The sequence below is a fragment of the Opitutaceae bacterium genome, from assembly GCA_015075305.1.
GTDB lineage: Bacteria > Verrucomicrobiota > Verrucomicrobiia > Opitutales > Opitutaceae > UBA6669.
Genome location: JABTUS010000003.1, coordinates 62,536 through 84,429, shown reverse-complemented (window position 1 = coordinate 84,429; position 21,894 = coordinate 62,536). Strand labels below are relative to the sequence as shown.

The 21,894-nt window shown below is 61.4% G+C and carries 17 protein-coding genes; 16 read left to right on the top strand and 1 reads right to left on the bottom strand.

All coding sequences use genetic code 11. From position 1 onward, the window contains the following. Nucleotides 1–5: 5 nt before the first annotated feature. From gyrB to HS122_07035, 12 genes are all read left to right on the top strand, one after another. Entirely contained in the window at nucleotides 6–2,534 is a 2,529-nt protein-coding gene (gene gyrB, locus HS122_07090) for a DNA topoisomerase (ATP-hydrolyzing) subunit B (protein MBE7538161.1), read from the top strand. Nucleotides 2,535–2,582: 48 nt separating this feature from the next. Further along, nucleotides 2,583–3,047, top strand: a complete 465-nt coding sequence (locus tag HS122_07085) for a GxxExxY protein (GenBank protein MBE7538160.1) — start codon at nucleotides 2,583–2,585, stop codon at nucleotides 3,045–3,047. A 24-nt stretch (nucleotides 3,048–3,071) separates the two neighbouring features. Next, nucleotides 3,072–5,588: a DNA gyrase subunit A gene (gene gyrA, locus HS122_07080; GenBank protein MBE7538159.1), complete on the top strand. Its 2,517-nt coding sequence runs from the start codon at nucleotides 3,072–3,074 to the stop codon at nucleotides 5,586–5,588. Nucleotides 5,589–5,640: 52 nt separating this feature from the next. Then, nucleotides 5,641–7,116 (top strand): rhomboid family intramembrane serine protease, encoded by a 1,476-nt coding sequence (locus HS122_07075; GenBank protein ID MBE7538158.1) that lies wholly within the window; start codon nucleotides 5,641–5,643, stop codon nucleotides 7,114–7,116. 65 nt (nucleotides 7,117–7,181) lie between these two features. Beyond that, entirely contained in the window at nucleotides 7,182–8,354 is a 1,173-nt protein-coding gene (locus tag HS122_07070; protein MBE7538157.1) for a DUF3570 domain-containing protein, read from the top strand. Between the two features lie 12 nt (nucleotides 8,355–8,366). Beyond that, a complete protein-coding gene (locus HS122_07065; protein ID MBE7538156.1) occupies nucleotides 8,367–8,933 on the top strand; it encodes a TlpA family protein disulfide reductase in 567 nt (188 codons plus the stop codon). Further along, nucleotides 8,930–9,169, top strand: coding sequence for a DUF4266 domain-containing protein (locus tag HS122_07060; GenBank protein ID MBE7538155.1), 240 nt, complete (start codon nucleotides 8,930–8,932; stop codon nucleotides 9,167–9,169). The genes HS122_07065 and HS122_07060 overlap by 4 nt, the downstream gene beginning before the upstream one ends. Nucleotides 9,170–9,246: 77 nt before the next feature. Further along, nucleotides 9,247–10,005, top strand: coding sequence for a response regulator transcription factor (locus tag HS122_07055; GenBank protein ID MBE7538154.1), 759 nt, complete (start codon nucleotides 9,247–9,249; stop codon nucleotides 10,003–10,005). 29 nt (nucleotides 10,006–10,034) lie between these two features. Beyond that, on the top strand, nucleotides 10,035–10,664 hold the full coding sequence (locus HS122_07050) for a hypothetical protein (protein MBE7538153.1): 630 nt from the start codon (nucleotides 10,035–10,037) through the stop codon (nucleotides 10,662–10,664). Continuing rightward, nucleotides 10,661–12,454 carry a HAMP domain-containing histidine kinase gene (locus tag HS122_07045; GenBank protein ID MBE7538152.1) on the top strand — a complete coding sequence of 598 codons (1,794 nt, stop codon included), beginning with the start codon at nucleotides 10,661–10,663 and terminating at the stop codon, nucleotides 12,452–12,454. Before HS122_07050 ends, HS122_07045 begins: the two co-directional genes overlap by 4 nt. Then, nucleotides 12,451–13,698: a hypothetical protein gene (locus tag HS122_07040; GenBank protein ID MBE7538151.1), complete on the top strand. Its 1,248-nt coding sequence runs from the start codon at nucleotides 12,451–12,453 to the stop codon at nucleotides 13,696–13,698. Before HS122_07045 ends, HS122_07040 begins: the two co-directional genes overlap by 4 nt. 203 nt (nucleotides 13,699–13,901) lie before the next feature. Next, entirely contained in the window at nucleotides 13,902–15,452 is a 1,551-nt protein-coding gene (locus tag HS122_07035; protein MBE7538150.1) for an immunoglobulin domain-containing protein, read from the top strand. Nucleotides 15,453–15,471: 19 nt separating this feature from the next. Here HS122_07035 and HS122_07030 read toward each other — a convergent pair whose 3' ends face one another. Beyond that, nucleotides 15,472–16,638, bottom strand: a complete 1,167-nt coding sequence (locus tag HS122_07030) for an HRDC domain-containing protein (protein MBE7538149.1) — start codon at nucleotides 16,636–16,638, stop codon at nucleotides 15,472–15,474. A gap of 172 nt (nucleotides 16,639–16,810) precedes the next feature. Between HS122_07030 and HS122_07025 the strand changes: the two genes are divergently transcribed. The 4 genes from HS122_07025 (at nucleotide 16,811) to HS122_07010 (ending at nucleotide 21,350) form a co-directional block, all read left to right on the top strand. Beyond that, nucleotides 16,811–17,350, top strand: a complete 540-nt coding sequence (locus tag HS122_07025) for an RNA polymerase sigma factor (GenBank protein ID MBE7538148.1) — start codon at nucleotides 16,811–16,813, stop codon at nucleotides 17,348–17,350. Then, nucleotides 17,350–18,444 (top strand): FecR domain-containing protein, encoded by a 1,095-nt coding sequence (locus HS122_07020; protein ID MBE7538147.1) that lies wholly within the window; start codon nucleotides 17,350–17,352, stop codon nucleotides 18,442–18,444. Before HS122_07025 ends, HS122_07020 begins: the two co-directional genes overlap by 1 nt. A 123-nt stretch (nucleotides 18,445–18,567) precedes the next feature. After that, nucleotides 18,568–18,936, top strand: a complete 369-nt coding sequence (locus HS122_07015) for a hypothetical protein (GenBank protein MBE7538146.1) — start codon at nucleotides 18,568–18,570, stop codon at nucleotides 18,934–18,936. Nucleotides 18,937–19,013: 77 nt separating this feature from the next. Next, entirely contained in the window at nucleotides 19,014–21,350 is a 2,337-nt protein-coding gene (locus HS122_07010; GenBank protein ID MBE7538145.1) for a TonB-dependent receptor plug domain-containing protein, read from the top strand. The last annotated feature ends 544 nt before the right edge of the window (nucleotides 21,351–21,894 follow it).

Here is a 21,894-nt window from a genome sequence, read left to right as displayed (position 1 = left end):
GCCACATGTCCGATTCCTCCGACGAGCAAAAACTTTCCAAGGCACAGGCCGGCGCCGCCGACTACGACGCATCAAAAATCCAGAAACTGGAGGGGTTGGAAGGGGTTCGCAAGCGACCCGACATGTACATCGGCGACACCAACGAGCGCGGCCTTCACCACTGCGTTTTTGAGGTCGTCGACAACTCGATCGACGAGGCGCTCGCTGGGTTCGCCACCATAGTCCGGGTCACGGTTCACTTGGATGGATCCTGCTCAGTCGAGGACGACGGCCGCGGCATCCCTGTCGACATCCATCCTGTCTACAAAATTCCCGCCCTTGAGCTGGTCCTGACAAATCTCCATGCCGGAGGAAAATTCGGAAAGGGCGCCTATCAGGTTTCCGGCGGCCTGCATGGCGTCGGTGCGAAGTGCGTCAACGCCGTGTCGGAATGGTTCGAAGCCGAGGTCCGTCGCGGAGGCAAGGTCTACCAAATGCGATTCGCCCAAGGCATCACCACGCAAAAAATGCAGGTGATCGGCGATACAAGGAAAACCGGGACAAAGATCACGTTCAAGCCCGATCCCGAGATCTTCAAGACCACCCGTGAGTTTCAATACGACATTCTGGCAAAGCGGCTGCGCGAGCTGGCGTTTCTCAATCCAGGCATCCGCATCGAGCTGAATGACGATCGCGCCCAGAAGACCGACGCCTTCTTCTTCAAGGACGGCATCACCGAGTTCGTGCGCTTTCTGAACACCAACAAAAACGTTGTTCACGAGAAACCGATCACGTTCGGCGACAGCGTGCCCAACGAGGTGAACGCCAGCCTTCCCAACATTGTCGTCGACGTGGCGATGCAGTACAATGACAGCTACAACGACCAGGTCTTCGCCTACGCCAATTCAATCTACAACATCGAGGGCGGCACCCACCTGAGCGGTTTTCGCACCGCGCTGACCCGGGTGATCAACACCTTCGCCCGCGGCAACAATCTGATCAAGGAGAAGGACCCTTCAATCACCGGCGACGATGTTCGCGAGGGCCTGACCGCCGTCATCAGCGTCAAGGTGCCGGAGCCGCGTTTCGAGGGGCAGACGAAAACCAAACTCTCCAACGGAGAAGTCGACGGCATCGTGCAGCGCATCGTCGGTGAGAAGCTGAAATTCTTCCTCGAGGCGAATCCCGCCATTGGCAAGCGCATCATCGAAAAGACCCTCAACGCCGCGCGCGCGCGCGAAGCGGCCCGCAAGGCGCGCGAAACCGTGCGCAAGGGAGCCCTCTCCGGCGGCGGCCTGCCCGGCAAGCTGGCCGACTGCTCCGAACGCGATCCGGCCCTCACCGAGCTCTACATTGTCGAGGGCGACTCCGCCGGCGGCTCGGCCAAGCAGGGCCGCGACCGTCGGTTCCAGGCAATCCTTCCGCTGCGCGGCAAACTCATCAACACCGAGAAGGCCCGGATCGACAAGGTGCTCGCCAACGAGGAAATCCGCACGCTCATCACCGCCTGCGGAACCGGAATCGGCGAGGGCGACGAAGCGGTCGGCGGATTCAACGTCGAGCGCGCACGCTACCACAAGATCATCATCATGACGGACGCCGACGTTGACGGATCCCACATCCGCACGCTGCTGCTCACGTTCCTCTTCCGCCAGATGCGTGGGCTCATCGAGCGCGGCTACGTCTACATCGCCCAGCCACCGCTCTACAAGATCAAGCGCAAGAAGCGCGAGCAGTACGTCGACAACGACGAACAGCTCAACCGCATCCTCCTCGAGCTCGGTTCCGAGGACGTCACACTCACCCGCCTGAAGGACCAGCACGTCTTTTCGCCGGAGCAGATTGACAGAATCGTCGAAGCGCTGGCGGCCCTGGAAAAGCTCGGCGCAGGCGTCACACGATACGGCGCCAACCTTGCCGACTATCTCGGCAGCCATGATCGCACCACACGCGCGCTGCCGCGCTACATCGCGCGCATCCGGGAAGGCAACAAGGAGGCCCATGAATTCCTGAACGATGAAAACGCCCGCGCGCTGTTTGTGCAGCAGCATGAACTCGACGCCGGCCTTTCGGAATCCACGGAATCAACCGCCGTCAGCGAGAAAAAAAGCGGCGCGCCCGCCCGGCGCATCACTGTGCACGAAATTTTCGAAAGCACCGAGATGTCCAAGCTTCTCAACTCCATCGCCGCATCAGGCCTCGATGTGCGCCGTTTCGGCCCGACTGAGGAAGCCCGCTTCCTCATGGTCGAGAATCCCGGTCAGAAATCGGAAAACCGCATCGAGCTGCACTCGCCGCTGGACATTGTTTCCCAGATTCGCGCCAACGGGCGAAAGGGCCTGAGCATCCAGCGGTACAAGGGCCTCGGAGAAATGAACCCGAAGCAGCTCTTCGAAACCACCATGGACCCCGAAAAGCGGCGCCTGCTCAAGGTCTCGATCAACGACGCAGCCAAGTCCGATGCGCTGTTCACCCTGCTGATGGGCGACGAGGTGCCGCCCCGTCGTCAGTTCATCGAGGACAACGCCCTCAACGTCCAGTACCTCGACGTCTGACATGCGGATCAAACGCGAAGGCGCAAAGAGGCGAAGAAACGCGAAGTGATGAAACGGGTTTTGGTTCCTGAAAGGATCGAGGCGCTGGTCACCCAGACCTGCCATGCGGCGCTGGCAGTTCACCGTGCGCTTGGTCCAGGGTTGCTCGAAAGCGCCTATCAGGAATGTCTGGCGATTGAGCTTCGTTATCTTGGACTTCCGATCGAACGCGAAAAACAGGTCCCCGTTGTCTATCGCGGGCAAACAATCCCTCACGCCTACCGACTGGACCTGATCATCGACGGTTTGCTCCTCGTTGAGTTGAAGGCCGTGGAGGTGATTGATCCGATCCACCGGGTGCAGGTGCTCACCTACCTTAAATTGCTCCAGCTTCCCCTCGGCCTTCTCATCAATTTCAACGCACCCCTGCTCAAGGATGGCATCCACAGAGTCCTGAACCTGGACTTCCAATCCGACGCAATGGCCACCTCAACTTCCCCGCGTTCCTTCGCGCCCTCGCGCCTTCGCGTTTAACTCTGCCTCTCCTTCCAATTTTTCATGTACGCGTCCAACGAGAAACTTTTCACGGCGAACATCACCGACATCATGCAGACAGCCTACATCGACTACTCGATGTCGGTCATTGTCGCCCGCGCGCTGCCTGATGCCCGTGACGGACTCAAGCCCGTGCAGCGCCGCATCCTCTACGCCATGCTGCGCCTGGGCCTGCTGCACAATCGCAGCTTCAACAAGTGCGCCAAGGTGGTCGGCGAGGTGCTCGGCAACTATCATCCCCACGGCGACGCCTCGGTCTACGACACGCTGGTCCGTCTCGCCCAGACCTGGGTTGTGCGCTACCCGCTGATCGATCCGCAGGGCAACTTTGGTTCAGTCGACGGCGACATGCCCGCCGCCTACCGCTACACCGAGTCACGCCTGGCGGCGATCGCGGAGGAGTTGCTGCGCGACATCGATGAGGAGACCGTCGACTTCGTTCCCAATTACAACGAGGAGACAACCGAGCCGACGGTCCTTCCCGCCGCCCTGCCCAATCTTCTGCTCAACGGCTCGACGGGCATCGCGGTCGGCATGGCCACCAACATCCCGCCGCACAACATCAACGAGATCATCGACGCCACCTGCGCCATCATCGATCGCCCAAGCGTGACCCTCGACGAGCTTGTCCAGATCGTCCGCGGACCGGACTTTCCCACCGGCGGCGTCATCGCGGGCCGCGAGGGGATCGACAGCTACCTGCGCACCGGCCGCGGCATCGTCCGCATCCGCGGCAAGGCCCACACCGAGGAGCTCAAGGGCGGCATGGAGCAGATCGTTGTCACGGAGATCCCCTACAACGTCAACCGCTCCAACCTCGTCTCGCGCATCGCCGAGCTCGTCGGCGACAAGCAGATCGAGGGCATCCGCGACCTGCGCGACGAATCCGACGAGAACACGCGCATCGTCATCGAGCTGAAGCGCGGCGAGCAAAGCCGCGTCGTCATCAACCAGCTTTTCCAGAAGACAGCCCTCGAATCGTCCTTCGGTGTCAACCTGCTTGCGCTCGACCACAAGCGCCCGAAGCAGATGAACATCAGGGAACTGATCGACTGCTATCTTGAGCACCGCCGGGAAGTCATCACCCGACGCACCCGCTTCCGGCTCCGCGAGGCCGAGGACCGCGCGCACATTCTCGAGGGCTACAAGATCGCCCTCGACAACCTCGACGACTTTGTCCGCATCATCCGCTCCTCATCCAGCCGCGATGACGCCAGGGAAAAGCTGATGGCAAAGTATCCCCTGACCGACCGTCAGGCGATCGCCATACTGGAGCTGCGCCTCTATCAGCTCACCGGACTCGAACGTGACAAGATCGAGGCCGAGTACCTCGAGCTCATCAAGCTGATCGAGGAGCTGCGGAGCATTCTGGAGTCCGCCGAAAAGCTGAACGGAATCCTCAAGTCCGAACTGCTCGAAATGCGCGCGAAGTACTCCTCACCCCGCCGCACGGAGATCGTCGGCGCGCTCGGTGACTTCCGCATGGAGGACGTCATCCCGAACCAGGGCTGCGTCATCACCGTCTCCCATCTCGGATTCATCAAGCGCACACCCGTCGCCGAATACCGCTCGCAGAAGCGCGGCGGCAAGGGTGTCATCGGCACGGAAACCTACGAGGACGACTTCGTCGAACGGCTGTTCACCGCAAGCACACACGACTACATCCTGTTCTTCACCACCCGCGGCCAATGCCTGGCCAACAAGGTGTATGACATTCCGGAGGGCAACCGCACGTCGAAGGGCAAGTCCGTATCGTCGTTCCTTCGGCTCGATGAGGGCGAAAAGATCGCATCCATGCTCTGCGTGCAGGATTTCGCCGCGGATCGCTACCTGGTGATGGCCACAAAGCGCGGAATCATAAAGAAAAGCGCCCTCTCCGATTTCACCAACGCAACCCGCGAGAGCGGATTGATCGGCATCAACCTTGCGGAAGGCGACACCGTCATCGATGCGGTCCTCACAACCGGCGACGATGAACTGATTCTCGTTTCGCACGAGGGCCTGGCCGTTCGCTTTCGCGAGCGCGACCCTGAAACCGGAAGCGACCTTTTCCGCCCCACAGGCCGGGCAACTGGAGGCGTCACGGGCATGCGTTTCAAACTCGAAAGCGACTTCCTCCAGTGCATCGAAGTCGTCGACCACAAGGCAAAGTTCCTCGTGGCCAGCGAGGCCGGACTCGGCGTGCGCACGCGTTTCGAGGACTACCGCCTCATCAACCGCGGCGGCAGCGGGGTGTGGGCGATCGATCTGCCGGAGGACGGCTCGGTGAAGCTCGCCGGCGCCCTCAGTGTCCGGGACAATGACGAGGTCATGCTCCTGACCGTCAAGGGCCAGAGCATCCGCTGTCCGGTGAAGGACATCCGCGAGACCAACCGCGGCGCCAAGGGCGTGAAGCTGCTCACGCTGGCGGAAGGCGACAAGCTCCTGAGCATCGCCCGAATCGTCGAAACCGAGGAGGAGCAGGATGCCCATGGAGGAGACGACCCGGGCGACGCCGCACCGGAAGCGCCCGCCTCCTGATCCTTCCGCCCGCGCAGCGTCGATCCCAGTCAGGTTGATGCTTCCCGCCCTCATGCCAGAATCCGCGCCACGACACATTTCTCCCGGCACCTACTCGGTCGACTTCGGGAGCTTCTTCAGCCTCCGCGGGCAGGAGCTGATCGGGCGCGGTGAGCTGGAGATTTTTCCGATGGAGCCCATTCTTGAGCTTCGGGGCAGGCGGAACGGACTGTTTCCGCGCGCCATGCGCCGGGTGTTCGCCTCGTCCGACATCAGGAATCTGCGGGGAAACGGCTGTATCCTGGAATTTGATACAGGTGGCGCTCCGGGTTCGCCCTCCGGTCGCAGCATTCGATTCACATGCGCGACGCCCGGGGACGCCGGCATGATCCGGCGGTCACTTCCCGCGGAGACGGACGCGGCGTTTCACGAGATCTCTGCGTTCCACGCGAGACTGGATTCGCTCGATCGCGCCGGGCGGTCGAGCCCGGGGGTCACCACGATTCTGATCGCGCTGAACGCGCTCGCCTTTGTTGTCATGGGGTTCCTGGGCGCGGGCTGGATCGAGACCGCCAGCATGCAGCCCTACATTGACTTTGCGGCCAACAATGGCGCGGCCACGACGCAGGGGGAATGGTGGCGGCTCGTCACGGCGATGTTTGTCCACTATGGCATTGTTCACCTCGCACTGAACATGTGGGCGCTGCTCGACGCGGGACGAGTGGTCGAGCGCCTCCTCGGGCGGCTTCCGTTCGCGTTTGGGTACATGGCGAGCGGCATCCTCTCCAGCTTTGCCTCGCTTCTCTGGAATCAGGATCGAACCTGGAGCGCGGGCGCCTCGGGCGCAGTGTTCGGCGTCTATGGCATGCTCCTCGGATTCCTGCTCAAGGAAAAGGCGTCCACGCCCTCGCTGATTTTGCGGCCGATCCTGAAAAGCGTGCTCATTTTCGCCGGCTACAATCTGGTCTATGGCCTGATCCACCCGCGCATTGACAACGCCGCCCACATCGGCGGCTTTGTCTCGGGTTTCGGCCTGGGCTGGATCCTCGCGCTCCCGCCGGACCCCGCGGTGCGTGCGCTGCGACAGCGCGGCCGTCTGCTGCTTGCCGCAGGCGCGACAGCTTCGCTCAGCGCCATCGCAGTCGCGGTCGCTCCACGCTACGATTACATCTTCCGCGATCGTGTCGCACTTGAGCGGACGTACGGCGCCGCTGCCCACAAGAGGGAAATGGCCATACGCGCCGAACAGAACATTCTCTTTGCGAAGATGAAGAACGGAAGACTCTCACCCGAGGTCGCCGACTGGATCACCGGGACCGTCGTGCCGTTCTACAAGGAGAGCGCTCGAAAACTGGAGTCGCTCCAGCTCACTCCCGGGTATCGCACCGACGACGATCGAAAGGCGATGCTCTACGTGGCACACTCCAAGATTGAACACTACCAGCGCCTGGCGTCGGACATCCGCATCATGGATCCCATGGCGCTCATCCGATTCGAGGCTGCGGAAAATGCGGTGGCGAAGGCGGCGGCGGAGAACCGCGGCAAGTAGATGTAACAAGGCTGTTACCGTTCGCCACTTTTCGGTGGTCGGTGCTCCGGCGAAACTGCCCGGCAATGCAGCAGCCGTCATTTCCCCGCAGCCTCGCACTGCCGCTGGCCCGCGCCCTGTTCGCTGCGTTCCTCGTCAATCTTCTGTCGCGAAACTCCCGGGCTGAGAATTCGATTTACTGCAAGTTCCAGGACTATCGCGAGTCGGACGGGCGAATTGCCGTGAAAGTGTACGGCGCTGCAGTGGAGGCGCACGTGGGGTCCTCGACCACTTTGAAGGCTTCCGGCGTGCTCGATGCGATCTCCGGCGCCACACCCGATGGGCGGCCGCCCCCGGCCCCGGGCGAACCGGTGCCGTTTTCACATCTCGAGGAGGAGCGCCGTGCGTGGACGTTCGAACTCGGCCATCAATTCCAGCGCGTCAATCTCATGGCCGGCGTCGCGCAGAGCCGGGAGAGCGACTACCATTCGATCGGAGGTTCGTTGAATGCACTTCTCGATTTCAACCAGAAAAACACGGCGTTGCTGCTGGGTCTGGCTGCCACTGATGACGACGTGAAGTCGCCCTTGCAGGTGCCTTGGGAAAAGAAGCGCTCACTCGATGCGATCCTCGGTTTAACCCGGCTGCTCAACCCACTGACTTCGTTTACCGTCAATCTCAGTTACGGGAAGGCGTCCGGCTACCTGAGCGATCCGTACAAGCTCATCCAAAAAGACACGGAAATCATTCCAGGCTTCTTCCTTCCGCTGACTTTCGCGGAGAACCGCCCCCGTTCGCGGACCAAGTGGGTGCTGCTGGGCGGATTCAACCGCGCCTTCCCCAGGCTGCATGCGGCGCTGGACGCCAGCGTTCGAATCCATGCGGACGATTACGGGACAGATTCGCAATTGCTGCAGGTCGAATGGTTTCAGAACCTGGGCGAGCATGTCGTCCTGCGCCCCTATATCCGTCTTTTCCAGCAGGATGCGGCTGATTTCTACCATGTCTCGCTCGATGACACCCCAATCACTCCCCTGCGCAGGCCTGCGGGAAACGCACCCCACTACTCAGCCGACTATCGACTCTCGGCGTTGCAGACGGCGACCTATGGCCTCAAGCTTGTGTGGATGCCAAGCGAATCGATCCATCTGGATGCCGCATTCGAACGCTACGAAATGAGCGGCCGCGACCGGGTAACCTCGCCGTCCGCCTATCCGGCAGCATCCGTCACGACCGTGGGAGTGCGGTTCAACTTCTGATCAATCCTCGCGATGAACTCCCCGACCCGTCAATTGTCTGAAAGGATCGCCTCGCGCTTCATGTCGATCATTCGAACCCTTTTCGCTCTTGCACTCCTGACATCAGTCCTGCCCTTGGCCGGCTCGCTCCACGCCGAGCTGAAGGTGGGCGATGCCATGCCTCTCTGGGGAAGCTACGACCTCAACTCAACGACCATTCCACCCACAGAGGGAAAGGTCGTCCTGCTGGATTTCTGGGCCTCGTGGTGCGTGCCCTGCAAGGCCTCCTTCGCGGCATACTCGCGGCTTCAAGGCGAGTTTCGCGACGCAGGATTGGTTGTCATAGCTGTCGGCGTGGATGACTCGCCCGCCGCCTACAATGCATTTGTCCAGCGACTCAAGCCCAGCTTCGCCGTGGTACATGACCGCATTCAATCCCTGGTCAAAGCGGTGAAGGTGCAATCCATGCCCACAGCATATGTCATCGGCCGCGACGGCAGGGTGCGGTCAATTCATGTCGGCTACTTTGGCCAGAAGTCCGAGAATCAACTCCGGGACGAGATATCCGCATTCCTCAAGGAGAAGCCCCCAGCCTCATGAATCGTCCATCCATCGATCGGATCGCCCTCCTTGTGCTGGCTGCCATCGCCGCCGTGCTCGCGTCCGGATGCACGACCACGACGGTCCAGCCCTGGGAACGCGGCACGCTGGCGAGCTACGCCATGCGGCCGGACCGCGATCCGCTGGCCACCGCGATGAACGAACACATCTACTTCTCCCGTGAATCAACGACTGGAGGGAGGGGAGTCGGCGGCAGCGGGTGCGGATGCAACTGATGGAGATTCCTGTGCACGAGCGATGCGTTCATCGGACCGCTCACCATTCATCCCACGGATAGTGCCCGGCCTTCCCCATGCATGTCCTGATCATAGAGGATGAGGCGGAACTCGCCCGGCATGTTTCACGGGCGCTCATCCGCACCGGGCATCTCGCCACGATCCGCCACGACGGCAGGGAGGGCCTCGCGGCCGCATTGAGTCTGCTGCCCGACCTGATCGTGCTGGATCTTGGACTTCCGGGCATGGACGGTTTCTCCCTCCTTGCGGAATTGCGGCGCCGGGGAAATCCCAGCCGGGTCATCATTCTAACCGCTCGCGGCGAGGTCGAACTCCGAGTGAAGGGCCTCAAAGCCGGCGCCGACGACTATCTGCCGAAACCATTCTCACTCGACGAACTCATCGCGCGCATTGAAGCCATGGGGCGCCGCGGCATGGCTTCAGCGCCATCCGACATCCTCAAAACCGCGGATCTTGTCATGGACGTTCCTCATCGCCGCATCACCCGCGCAGGCGAAACCATCACGCTGTCCCCGCGCGAATTTGAGCTGCTTCAGGTTCTCATGCAGGAACCCGGCCGCTATTTCTCCCGCACGGAACTCTGTGAAAGAGTATGGCAGCGTGAACACACCTACGACACCAGGACAGTCGAGATATTCATCACGCGGCTCCGCAAGAAGATCGACCTGCCCTTCTCGGCTCCATTGATACACACCATGCGGGGGGTCGGTTATTCCGTGTGCGAGAATCACGAGGCCGGGCGCGTGCAACAAAGCATGAAAACGCCCGAATCAACCGAACCCACGCGCAGCCCTCCGCAACCCCGTTCCCGGTGACGCACGGCCACCACATCCCATTGACGAGGATGCTGAAGATCGCCGCCAGCGCGTTGGCCGCGGGTTCCGCGCTGCTGGCCGGAACCGCGATTGAGGGGCGGGTTGCCCTTCCACAGAAGCGAACAGTCTCCGTACCCAGCCAGCGCTACGAGATCGTCGCGAAAAGCGGCATCCTCGCGGTGAGTCCACCGCTCGCCGTCGTTTTCCTCGAAGGGCATTTTCCGCCGCCCGCCATCCAGCCAACGGCACGCATGGAACAGAAAGACCTGGCCTTTCATCCGGCGATTCTTCCGATCCGTGCCGGCACGCGGGTCGAATTCCCCAATCTCGACGACACCTACCACAACATCTTCTCCTACTCGTCTCCCAAGCGTTTCGACCTTGGCCGCTACCGCCCCGACGAGCGCCCCATTCCGTCGCAGGTGTTTGACACTCCGGGACTCGTCACCCTGCGATGCGACATCCATGAGCACATGCGCGCCTTGATCATCATCCTGGACACCCCGCATTTCACCCTGACGGACGAGGCTGGACTCTTCCGCTTGGAGGGCGTGCCGGCGGGCAGGTACGTGCTCAAGGCATGGCTGGACAGCAGGACAATGCGCGAGCAGCCCGTCGAAATCATCGAAGGCAGCGTGCATCGCGTGGATTTCCCGTGAACCCCGCCCCCGCCGACGCGCGATTCCGAGCTGTCGGCTACCGCATCCGGGTGATGATCACAATCATGCTCGTGGTCACGGCGCTGACCGCGATCGCCATCGTCCTGGCCGAGCATGCGCTGACGCAGCGGGTGGAGGAGCAGCTGCGGCAGTCCTTCCAGAGCGAGATGGCGAACCTGCATCGCTCGCAGGAGCTGCGCCAGGCCGCGCTGCTTGAACGCGTGCGCACGCTCGTGCGCCGGGCACGGATCCACGCAGCGATCGAGGATGACGCCCTGGATCTCCTGTATCCAAGCGCCAAGGACGAACTCCGGGATGTCATGGATTTGGGCCGCGACAGTGAATCCGGGCCCCGGGCGGGTCATTCCCTGCGCGCCAGATTCTATCGCTTCCTGGATCGCAACGGGAAACTTATTCCCGCTCTCACAGCCAGCGGAGCCGGCACTCTCACGACCGCGGATGCCTTCAGGCTCGAGCTTCCCCAGCCGCCTGCGTATTCCGTTCAAATCGGCTACATCGACCGGCATGAGGCGGACGGCTCCACGTCACTCGCGGAAGTCATAGCCGCGCCGATAGTCTCGTTTGAACACGGGGACGTAATCGCCGCGCTCGTGCTCGGTTTTGACGCCAGCGCGCTGGCAGTGCGCACACCCGGAGAGGAGCTCCGGCGCGGGCTCTGGTTCGGAGACAGGTTGCACATGGAGTCGATCAGCACGGAGCAGAGGTCCGCACTGGCCGCCACGATCCGGCAAGCGCTTCGTGCAGGAATGTTTCCGGAAAACGGCCTCCGCCAAACCTTCGCGGGTGAGGCCCACCTGGTTCTTGTCAGGCAGCTCAATGCGGGATCCCTTTACCCTCCCGCTCATGACGTCTACGTGTACCCCTTGTCCACACTGGCCGCGCAGAAGTCGCGCGTGCGATGGCAGGTGATCGGCGTTGGATTTCTTCTTCTCGCCGCAGGGCTGACGACAAGTCACTTTCTCTCCCGCAGGCTGACCCTGCCCGTTGAGCGCCTCGCCGACGACTCGGCCCAGAATCGAGTCGGTCGGGAAAAGGCCGAAGCCGCGCTGAAATCGACGCACGAGGAGCTCCAGCGCGCGGCGCGGTTTTCCGCGGACGCCTCGCACCAGTTGAAAACACCCGTCGCCGTTCTCCGCGCGGGGCTGGAAGAGCTGCGGTTGAACAGCGAACTCGCACCGGAGACAGTCGACGAAATCAGCGCTCTCATCCACCAGACCTATCGACTGTCGGGCGTGATCGAGGATCTCCTGCTCCTGTCCCGCATGGATGCGGGCCGGCTCAAACTCAACTTCCGACCCGTTGACATCAGCCTTGTCATTGATGCCGCCCTCGACGACCTGGGTGTGCAGCCGGAGGTCGCGAGCCTGACCATCGAATCCAACTACCCGCGAAGCCTCGCTGTTTCAGGAGACCGGAAGTACATTGCCCTCATCCTCCAGAACCTGCTCGACAACGCCCGCAAATACAACCGCCCGAAAGGCCGCATCAGTGTCTCGGCGCATCAGGAGAGCGACGCCATCCGCGTCAGAATAGGCAACACCGGACCCGCAATCAGTGGCGAAGGGCAGAGTCACATCTTCGAGCGGTTCCATCGCGCCGCGATTGGCGAAAACATCCCCGGCTACGGGCTCGGTTTGAATCTGGCCAGGGAACTCGCGAGGCTTCACCGTGGGGACCTGCGCCTGCTTCAATCCTCGGAGGATTGGACAATGTTTGAAGTGTGCTTCCAGGCGGAGCATCCTTCCGCCACATCCACCAGGCCTGCATGAAGGCAATCCGCAACGCGCTCCTTCTCGGACTTCTCCTCGCGGCGGCACCGTCGAGATCCGAGGAGCTTTTCGAACGGATCTCGCAGGCTCTCACGGTTCAATCGCCCTCCGGGACCGCCACCGCCCGCTTGAGCGGCACGCTCGATCTTGAGGCTTACGCCTTCACCTCCCTGCCACCCGGCCTGATCGTCACTTCAAGCAGGAGGCTCTTCAGCCCCCGTCTTTCACTCAACCTCGATGCCTATTGGGGCCCGCGCCTCTACGCATTTGCCCAGGCGCGTCTTGACCGGGGATTTGATCCCTCGGACAAGCATCTCCAAGGGCGCATCGATGAATTTGCCTTGCGCGTGAAGCTTCGCAGGAACGGACGGCTCGGGGTTCAGCTCGGCCAGTTCTCGACCGTGGTCGGACGCTGGAATCTCCGGCACGGCTCCTGGGAGAGCCCCTTTGTCACAGCTCCGCTGGCTTACGAACACCTGACGGCGATGTGGGACTCCGCAGCCGCCCGTTCAACCGAAATCCTGCTCGGTTGGGCGCACCTGCGAGGCAGTTCCACAGCCGCCAGGGAAAACGCCGATCGAATTCTTCGGCTTCCGCTTATTTGGGGTCCGAACTATGCCACGGGCGCAGCCATCTTCGGTGTCTCCAACCACTTTGAGTTCGCGGCCGAATTCAAGAACGCTTCCCTGTCCTCACGTCCCGAAGCCTGGAATCTGCATCGGGATGCCTGGGAGAATCCCACCGTCAGCGCGCGCATCGGCTATCGTCCCTCGCTGATCTGGAATTTCGGTTTCTCCGCCAGCACGGGCGGGTACCTGCTGCCCACTGCGCGCCGAAGCATCGTCGCCCGGGCGAGCATTGCCGACTATCGTCAGACGGTGGTTGCGATCGACGCAACCTACGCGTGGAGACATCTGCAGGCATGGGTCGAAATCATCCATGGGCGATTTGAGATCCCGCGGGTCGGCCTGGCGGACACCGTGTCCTCGTTCCTTGAGATGAAGTACAGACTCGCGCCCCGGCTGGCCGCGGCTGTGCGGGTGAATCGCCAGACGTTTGACAGACTTCGTGACAGTCGCGGTGCTCTGGTTCCGTGGGGTCGTGATATCTGGCGGTTCGATTTTGCACCAAGCTTCCGCTTCACAGCCAACCTTCAGGTCAAGGTGCAGTATTCGCTTCAAGAGGAGGCAGGACGAAACCGCCTGCAGCACACCGGAGCCGCCCAGCTTTCAATGAGGTTCTGAACAGCGAACGTAATGGCCCGTCGAATTTTCGCCGGCCATGGCACCGGGAAATTCCCGCGAACCATGGCTTGAAAAATCCAGGCGGTAACAGGGCTGTTACCGTCTTTCGCTTTTCAGGTGCGCATGGATGGGGAAGGGTCCCTTCAAGAACGGAGCCTCAGATCGAGGTGCTCCACTCACGGCACGTTTTCAACGCAGTCATCATGACACTTTCCCACGCCTTTCAACGCCGCTTTGTCTGGTTCAACGTTCCCGCAATGCTGCTGGTCGCCTTGCTTCAACGCATGCCGGCGCTTCGTTTCGGATCGTTCTCATTCGCTGCAGCCACCCTCTCTCCAGCAAGTGCGATTCTCCGCTCAGTGTTCACCAGCGCCGCAGCACTTGGCGCGGTTCACACGCTCGCCGGCGCGACGCAGCTCGCCACGACGTCGCCAAGCCCGCTGAACGTCTCCGTGGGTGCGAATGTCACGATCGGCTTCGCAATCACAGGCACGACGTCGGGCGCTGACTCATGGACACACAGTGGTTCGGTGCCGCCGGGCCTTTCCTTCAGCGGACTGGATTCCGAGACGCTGAAACTTACCGGCGTTGCGACAACCACGGGAAGCTACACGTTTTCTGTCCAGGCACACGATGCCATAGGGGGCGACACGACCAACTATCCGTTCACCATCAATGTGTCGGGACCAGCCAGCGTCGCGCCCTCCATTTCCTCCCAGCCCGCGACGACCGTCGTTAATGTCGGAGGCACGCTGACTCTGTCGGTGACCGCGAGCGGCACACCCGCACCTTCCTACCAATGGCGGAGAAATGGTCGAGCATTGAGCGGGGAGACGAGTTCCGTTCTGACCCGCAGCAACGCCGGTCCCGATGTCGCCGGCGTCTACACGGTCGCGGTCAGCAACTCGGAAGGCACCGTGAGAAGCATCGGCGCCATCGTTGCAGTTTCCACCGCGGAGCTCTTTGCGGGGCCCGCCTTCTCCGATCCTTCCTGGCGGACAATCAATCATCCGAATGGCAACGTCTACACGCAGGTGCTGCTGACGGGCCCGGCTGCAACCGTCACGGCGGATCCGGGAAAAACCACCCGAATCTCGTACATTGATCTTCAGGACGACATTGTTCAGTTGGAGTTCTCCGGACCCGGCTCCCTGACTGTGACTCTCGACAATGCATCCGGCCCTGCACTGCCCGCAAAGTACAATCAAAACGTGCAGTACATGAAGGGCCACGCCTCCGTCATTCTCCAGGGAACAGGACCCAACTCATTCTTCTCCGCATTCTCCATTGGCCGCTTGACCGCGGTGAATCAGGCACTGTTCAAGGACGGCGAAACCTACGACGGCCATGCGGACCTCGCACGCCTGGCGATCCAGAGCCCCACCAATCAGTTTGCGGGTCTCTTCATCGGAAATGGCGCGTTCAATGACATCGCCGGCGACACCGGCATCTATGCGCCCGGCGTCTCATTTTCCTTTAACATTCGTGTGCGCGACATCAGTGCGTTCGACAACGCCCGCCCCGTTCTCCTGCTCGGGGGCACTCCCAATCCGGAGAACGGTCTGCGTATTCTCGGCGGAGATCTCGAGCAGCCGAATGCCCGGGCCATCGAAGTTTCAGGCGTCGGCAAGGTGCTGATGTCAGCCGGCACTGACTCCCACAATCGCTTTGAGCCGGCGCAAAACAACAAGGGCCGCCTTGAAAGCAACGGTACGGACGTGACGACGGTCCTGATCGTCAATCCCACTCCGTAGCCCTCGCGGAAATCTCGCCCTACTCCGATGGCACCGAAATTAGCCCGGCCTGCCAGGGCAGCAGCACATCGCCGATCCTGTCCGGAGTGCGCGCAATCTGTGCGAGCTGGCTGCGGTTGGCGATGAGCGTCGGTTCAATCTCAAGCTTCGCTGCCACCCGGTCCCTTTCGGCCTTCAGACGGTCCTGAAGCGACATCTCCTCAGGCGTCAGCGGAACATGGCTGGGATCGCGCCCCCGGCGTCTTGGCAACGAATGCGGATCGCGTTGAAGCCCCGAGCGCACCGCGGCGGTGAGCGAGGTGATGAGCCGGTCATGGCGCCTTCCCAGATGGTGCGCGGCCAGAATCGCCGCCTCACCGCCGCCATCCTCCGCCGCCTGCGCATAGTGAATCAGCACGTCGTTCGAACACACCTTGAAAGGCGGCACATCGAGGCGCTGCGCGGTCTGCTCCCGCCAGTGCCAGACGGCATGCAGCACGGTCAGGCCCTTGCCGCGCAAACGTTCCGACTTTCCAATGCGCCAGTCATTCTCGTCAGGCGGCGCGAAACCTTCGGAGCCCGCATCGATCTGACGCCGGCACTGCTGGTCCAGCCATTCCAATCGATCTCGTTTCACCAACTCCCGCGTGAGCAGATCACGAAGAGCGGGCAGATGGGCGACGTCGCGGGCGGCGTAGTCCCGAAGCTTGGGTGTAATCGGACGCTTCGACCAGTTTGCCTTCTGGCCCGTCTTGTCCAATGCGACGCCAAAATGCTCCTCAAGAAGCGAGGCGAGACCCACCCGCTGCCTGCCGAGCAACTGTGCCGCAAGCATGGTGTCGAAAATGCTCTTTGCGCGAAAGCCGCATGCCGAGTGAAGCAGGCGCAGGTCAAAGTCGCTGCCGTGCATCACCAGATGTTTGCGCGCCAGACGCGGCCAGATTTTCTTCGTGTCCACACCTGGCGCCAGAGCGTCCACGAGAAAAATCTCCCCATCGACGAAGAACTGCAGCAGGCAGATCCGCGTTTTGTAGTGATACATGTTGTCCGCCTCCGTATCGAGCGTCACCTCATCCACCCGGTCCAGCGCGGCGATCAAGGGTCCAAGCGAACCGGGTTGATCGAGCAGATGAAAGGCTGGTTTGGGAGACGGAACCCTGACGCCAAGCAATCGGCGCACAGGCAGCGGAAGAAAATGCAGTTTCATCGAATCAGGTGCTCGGTACTTTGGCTCACGTCCAAGCGTCATCCACCCCGCGTCCGGCTTCAACGCCCAATTGGATTGTCCCAAGACGGATATCCTCGCCCAGCATGCGGGCTCCGGCGGCAATCATTTTTCTTGAACATTCAACCTCGGTGGCGGCAGGCTTCCGCACCCCGTGTCATCCCAAGATCTGGAAACCGCCCGCTGGTTCGAAGAGGAAGTCCGTCCTCATGCCAACGCCCTGCGCGCGTGGCTGCGGGCGCGATTTCCCTCGCTGGTTGATCCGGACGATTTGGTTCAGGAATCCTACCTGCGGCTGCTCCGCGCCCGCGGTGCCGGGGCGATAGCGAATACCCGGGCCTTTCTTTTCACAACGGCGCGCAATGTCGCCCTTGATCTGGTGCGCCGAAACCGCGTGGTCTCAACCGAGCCCTTAGTTAGCGGGGAGCCCTCGTACGTCTTAGCTGAAGGAAGCGACGTTGCAGAGCAGGTCAGCCGCTCGCAGGAGATTGAGATTCTGCGCGAGGCAATCCGCCAGCTGCCCGCCCGCTGCCGCGAAATCATGACCTTGCAGAGGATTCAGGGGCTCTCCAATCGCCAGATCGCCGAACGTCTGGGACTCTCCATCCATACGGTGAATGCACAGATGGTCATCGGTCTCATGCGCTGCCGCACCTACCTGAGCGAGCGGGGCGTGCTGGGGAGAGTCCCGTGATGACACCCCGTCCATTCCCGTCCTCCGATGATGCCCACGCGATTGAACGCGCAGCGGCAGAATGGACATTGCAGCTGCGGGCAGGATTGAACGACGACCAGCAGCAGGAATTCATTGAATGGCTGCAGCGCGATGACCGGCATCCTGCGGTCTTCGCGGAGATGGACAAGACTTCCCGCCTCCTGGACCAGCTCCGGGAGTCCCCACCGCTCGCAACCAACGTCATTCCATTCGAGACTTCGGCCATCCCCGAACCTGTTTCGCAGTCCAGACGCCGCGGCGGGGTCATCGCGCTATCCATCGCCGCGGCCTGCCTGATGATCGCCGGCGGAATTTTCAGCCTGCGGCCGGATCGCGCGCCACAGAACTACACCGCATCGCTGGCAACAGAGATTGGAGCCACGCGAACCATGCAGATGCCGGACGGTTCCGTGCTAAGACTGAACACCGACAGCCTGGTTGAGGTGGCTTACACTGCGGCGGAAAGGCGTGTTAATCTCAAACGGGGCGAGGCATTCTTTTCGGTGGCGAAGAATCCCCAGCGACCCTTCTGGGTCGACGTCGGCGCGGTTTCCGTTCGTGCAGTTGGCACCGCATTCAACGTGCGCTACCGTCCCAGCTCCGTCGAGGTCCTCGTCAAGGAAGGCAAAGTCAGCCTGAAACAGGCGGTTGCGGCAAAGGCCGCGCCAACCAACACTGCTGCCGAAGAGAAAAGTGATCCTGTTTCCGCACATCTGCTCGTCGCCGGCGAGCAGGCCACCGTTTCCCTTCCCGCCAATGACACACGCGAAGCTCCCATCGTACGGGTCGCCACATTGCCCGCAGAACGCCTGGAGAGCACCCTGGCCTGGCAGGAGGGCAGGCTCGAGTTTTCCGACACGCCTCTCGCGGACGTCGTCACTGAATTCAATCGCTACAATCGCAGCCAGATCGTGATCGGCGATGCGTCACTGGGCGCCGAACTGTTCGGTGGGAGCTTTGCACCGCACGGCTACGACGCCTTCATCGAAGTGCTTGAGCAGAGCTTTGGCATAGTCGCCGAACGCCAGGGCGATGAGATACTTTTGCGACGGAATCCGATCGCGGCGCGATAGGATTGAAGGCAGCCGCACCTGCATTCCCATATTTTTTGGGAAACCCGCGCCCATGATTAGTTAGGCCATCCGGGTTGGTTCGTCTAAGTGGGGTGTGTCGAGGGCTTCTGCGCCCATGAATTCATGCCCAACCTACGCTGCCATCAAATTCTGACACGCGCCATCCACATCGCCTGCATCCTGTGCTTCGGATTCAGTGCAGGCGCGGCCCTCAATGGCGAATCGCCGGAAACCGGCGATTCAGCCACACGAGCGTTCGATGTTCCAGCCGGAGACGCCCACATCACGCTCAAGCAGTTTGCCCAGCAAGCCCGCTTGGAGCTGCTCTATTCCGCCCGAGAAATTGAAGGCACCCGGACAAATCCAATAAAGGGCGATTTCACACCGCGCGAGGCCCTCAACAGAATGCTGAACGGCACAAAGCTCATCGCAACCCCCGGCAGGAACCGCGGGGCCGTCGCCGTGACAAGGGCCCCCGACCCAAACGACTGACGGGCGGCGCCGGCAAAGAACGGCGACCGCCCGCGACTGAGCCACCGTCCATTTCCCCTGACTCCCCACCGACAACCATGAAACCCAAACTATCCCTCACCCTGCTCGCCGCATTGCTCGGCGTGCTTTCAGGAAACGACTCTCACGCGCAGGCAAAGTCAACCGACACACCACCCGATAAGCCGGATGTCATCCAGCTCTCCCCATTCGAGGTGACGGAATCGACAACCGGCTACCTCGCGACGAACACCATGTCCGGCACCCGGCTCAATTCCAGCCTCGAGGATCTCGCCTCTTCGATCTCGGTTGTCACCAAGCAGCAGATGGAGGACTTCGCGATGCTCGATATAAACGACATCTTCGCCTATGAGGCAGGGGCCGAAGGTGCGGGCACTTACACGGAGTTCTCGATCGATCGCAACGGCCGCGTCACTGACCGCGTGCTGTCTGATCGCGAGTCCGCAAATCGAGTCCGCGGCATTGGCTCCGCAAACATCACGCGATCCGGTTTCGCCACCAGCGGCAGGGTGCCTGTCGACCCCATCGACATTGACGCCGTCGAAATCAGCCGAGGTCCCAATTCCAGCATCTTCGGCCTCGGCGAAGGCTCGGGCACGGTGAACATGGTCGCGTCCTCCGCCAACCTGAACCGGGCGATCTCGACCACACAGCTCCGTTTCGACGACACTGGCGGGTGGCGCACGTCGCTCGATCTCAACCGCGCGCTCATTCCGGGGAAACTCGCCGCCCGCATCAGCGCCGTCTACCAGCACGACGAATATCACCAGAAGCCCTCCGGCTACAATACACGGCGGCTCAACGCGATGATGCGTGTCCAGCCCTTCAAGTGGACCTCGCTGCGCGCCTCCTTCCAGTCGTACCTGGCGGACGGCACCCGGGCCAATACCCTGACTCCCCGTGATGGAGTCTCCTACTGGCGCGATCTCGGCAGCCCCACATGGGATCCGGTCACCCAGATCGCCACAATCAACGGCGTCGCCACACCCTTCACGGGCACGACAAATCCCCCGGGGCTCGGCAATCAGAACAGGCCCGGGCCGGTTCTCTTCGTCGACAACGGAGGAATCAAGCTCTGGGAAATCAGCCGGATGCCCGGCGCCACCGCCACCAACGGTCCCAGCAGCATCGCAGGAGTCAACCGCCTCCTCGAGAGCATAGCGGAGCCGGTTCGCGATGGGCGGCCCCTGTTCGCGGTCGTCCGAGGCATCTCCGATCGCTCGATCTTCGACTACGCAAACATCAATCTCGCCGGTCCCAATTATCAACGGGAGGAGGTTGCAACATCGACGATCGAGTTCGAACAGTTCCTCCTCGACACTGGCCGCCATACGGCTGCGTTCCAGTTTGCCTGGCAGAGGGAGGACGCCGACCGCACCCGCAAGACCACCGTGGGCTCAACCACGCCCGTGGGCACAAGCGGCTACCTCTACGTCGATCCCAACAGCCGCCTGCTCGACGGCAGTGCCAATCCCTTCTTCCTGAAACCTTATCTCGGCATCGCTGAACCGGTCTGGACCGAAACACCCTACGAACAGGACAGCTACCGCGCACAGCTCGCCTACATCCTCGATTTGACGAAGGAAAAGTCGAAATGGCTCCGGTTTCTTGGGAAGCAGCAGGTGCTCGGATACTATGAAGAGCGCAAGTCCAAGAATCACGTCTATCGTTTTCGCGATGCGATGATCTCGGACCATCCGATCTACGCGCCCGCAGGCCAGCCGAAGGGAAACCAGGCCAACACCAACGGATTCGTCACCTCCCAACTGGCCACCCGACCCTATTACCACTACTATGTGGGAGACGCCAACGGCCAGAATGTGGACTACGCTCCTTCGCGGGCCGAGTATGGAAACTACAATTTTGTCTGGTATGATCCGATCGCAAAGAAGTGGGTGACTGACCCGGCGACTTTCGGCCAGGCCGGCATCACGGAGGCAAGCGCGGGTGAAAATGCCGATTCTACGGTCAATCTGATCCAGACGAAGGGGGCCATGCTGCAGAGCACCTTCTTCGGAGGCCGCCTCGTAACCACTTTCGGACGCCGTCATGACCAAAGCGGAAACAAGCGCCAGAACCGGGCGTTCCTCATGCCCAATGGTTACGATTTCGACTATGCGAGAATGGACGGCTGGCGTGGAGACTGGGATATCCGCGAGGGCGACACAAAGACGAGCGGCGCAGTGGTGCGGCCGTTCCGCGACTGGGGATACATTGAAAATGCCAGCAACGGAACCGGATGGACGGCCAAACTTGCCTCCGTGTTGCAGGGCACGGGCCTGTACTACAACCAGTCCAACAGCTTCCGTCCCGAGGATCCGGCCATCAATATCCTCCAGCAGGTTTTGCCCAACCCCACCTCAAACGGGAAGGACTATGGGCGTGTGCAAAAATAACTTCATTCAATGGAGCGTAAAGAGTACAATTGGACGGGCGTGCTCGGAAGAAAGACTGGGCAGATCTATGGATCCGGTTAGAGGAGAAACACGAGGGCCGGTCGTGTGGTGATTGAGATGGAGTGGATGTTATATTAACGCTCGACTCGCCGGGTTTTGGCGTTAAGCTAACATTATGAATCGGATTCACTATTCTGCGGAGCGACTCGTCGAGGTTTTCCAACGTCAGGCCGTGGCCACCTTGCCTGAACTGAAAGCGGCGCTGGGGACCGAGGTTGACCTCACGGTTTTCCGCAAACTCGCCACGCTGGACTACACCACCAGCTATTCGCATCGGGGAGCGTATTACACTCTCCACTCGATCGCTCGTTATGATGCTCAGGGACTTTGGTCGTATCAGGACGTTCGTTTTTCCCGGCATGGCACTTTGCTCGACACCGTGGCCGTGCTCACCACTCAGGCGCCGGCCGGGTACTTCACCGAGGAGTTGGATGCCGTCGTCGGCGTGCCGTGCAAGGATGCGTTGCGCCAGCTGGTGCAACGC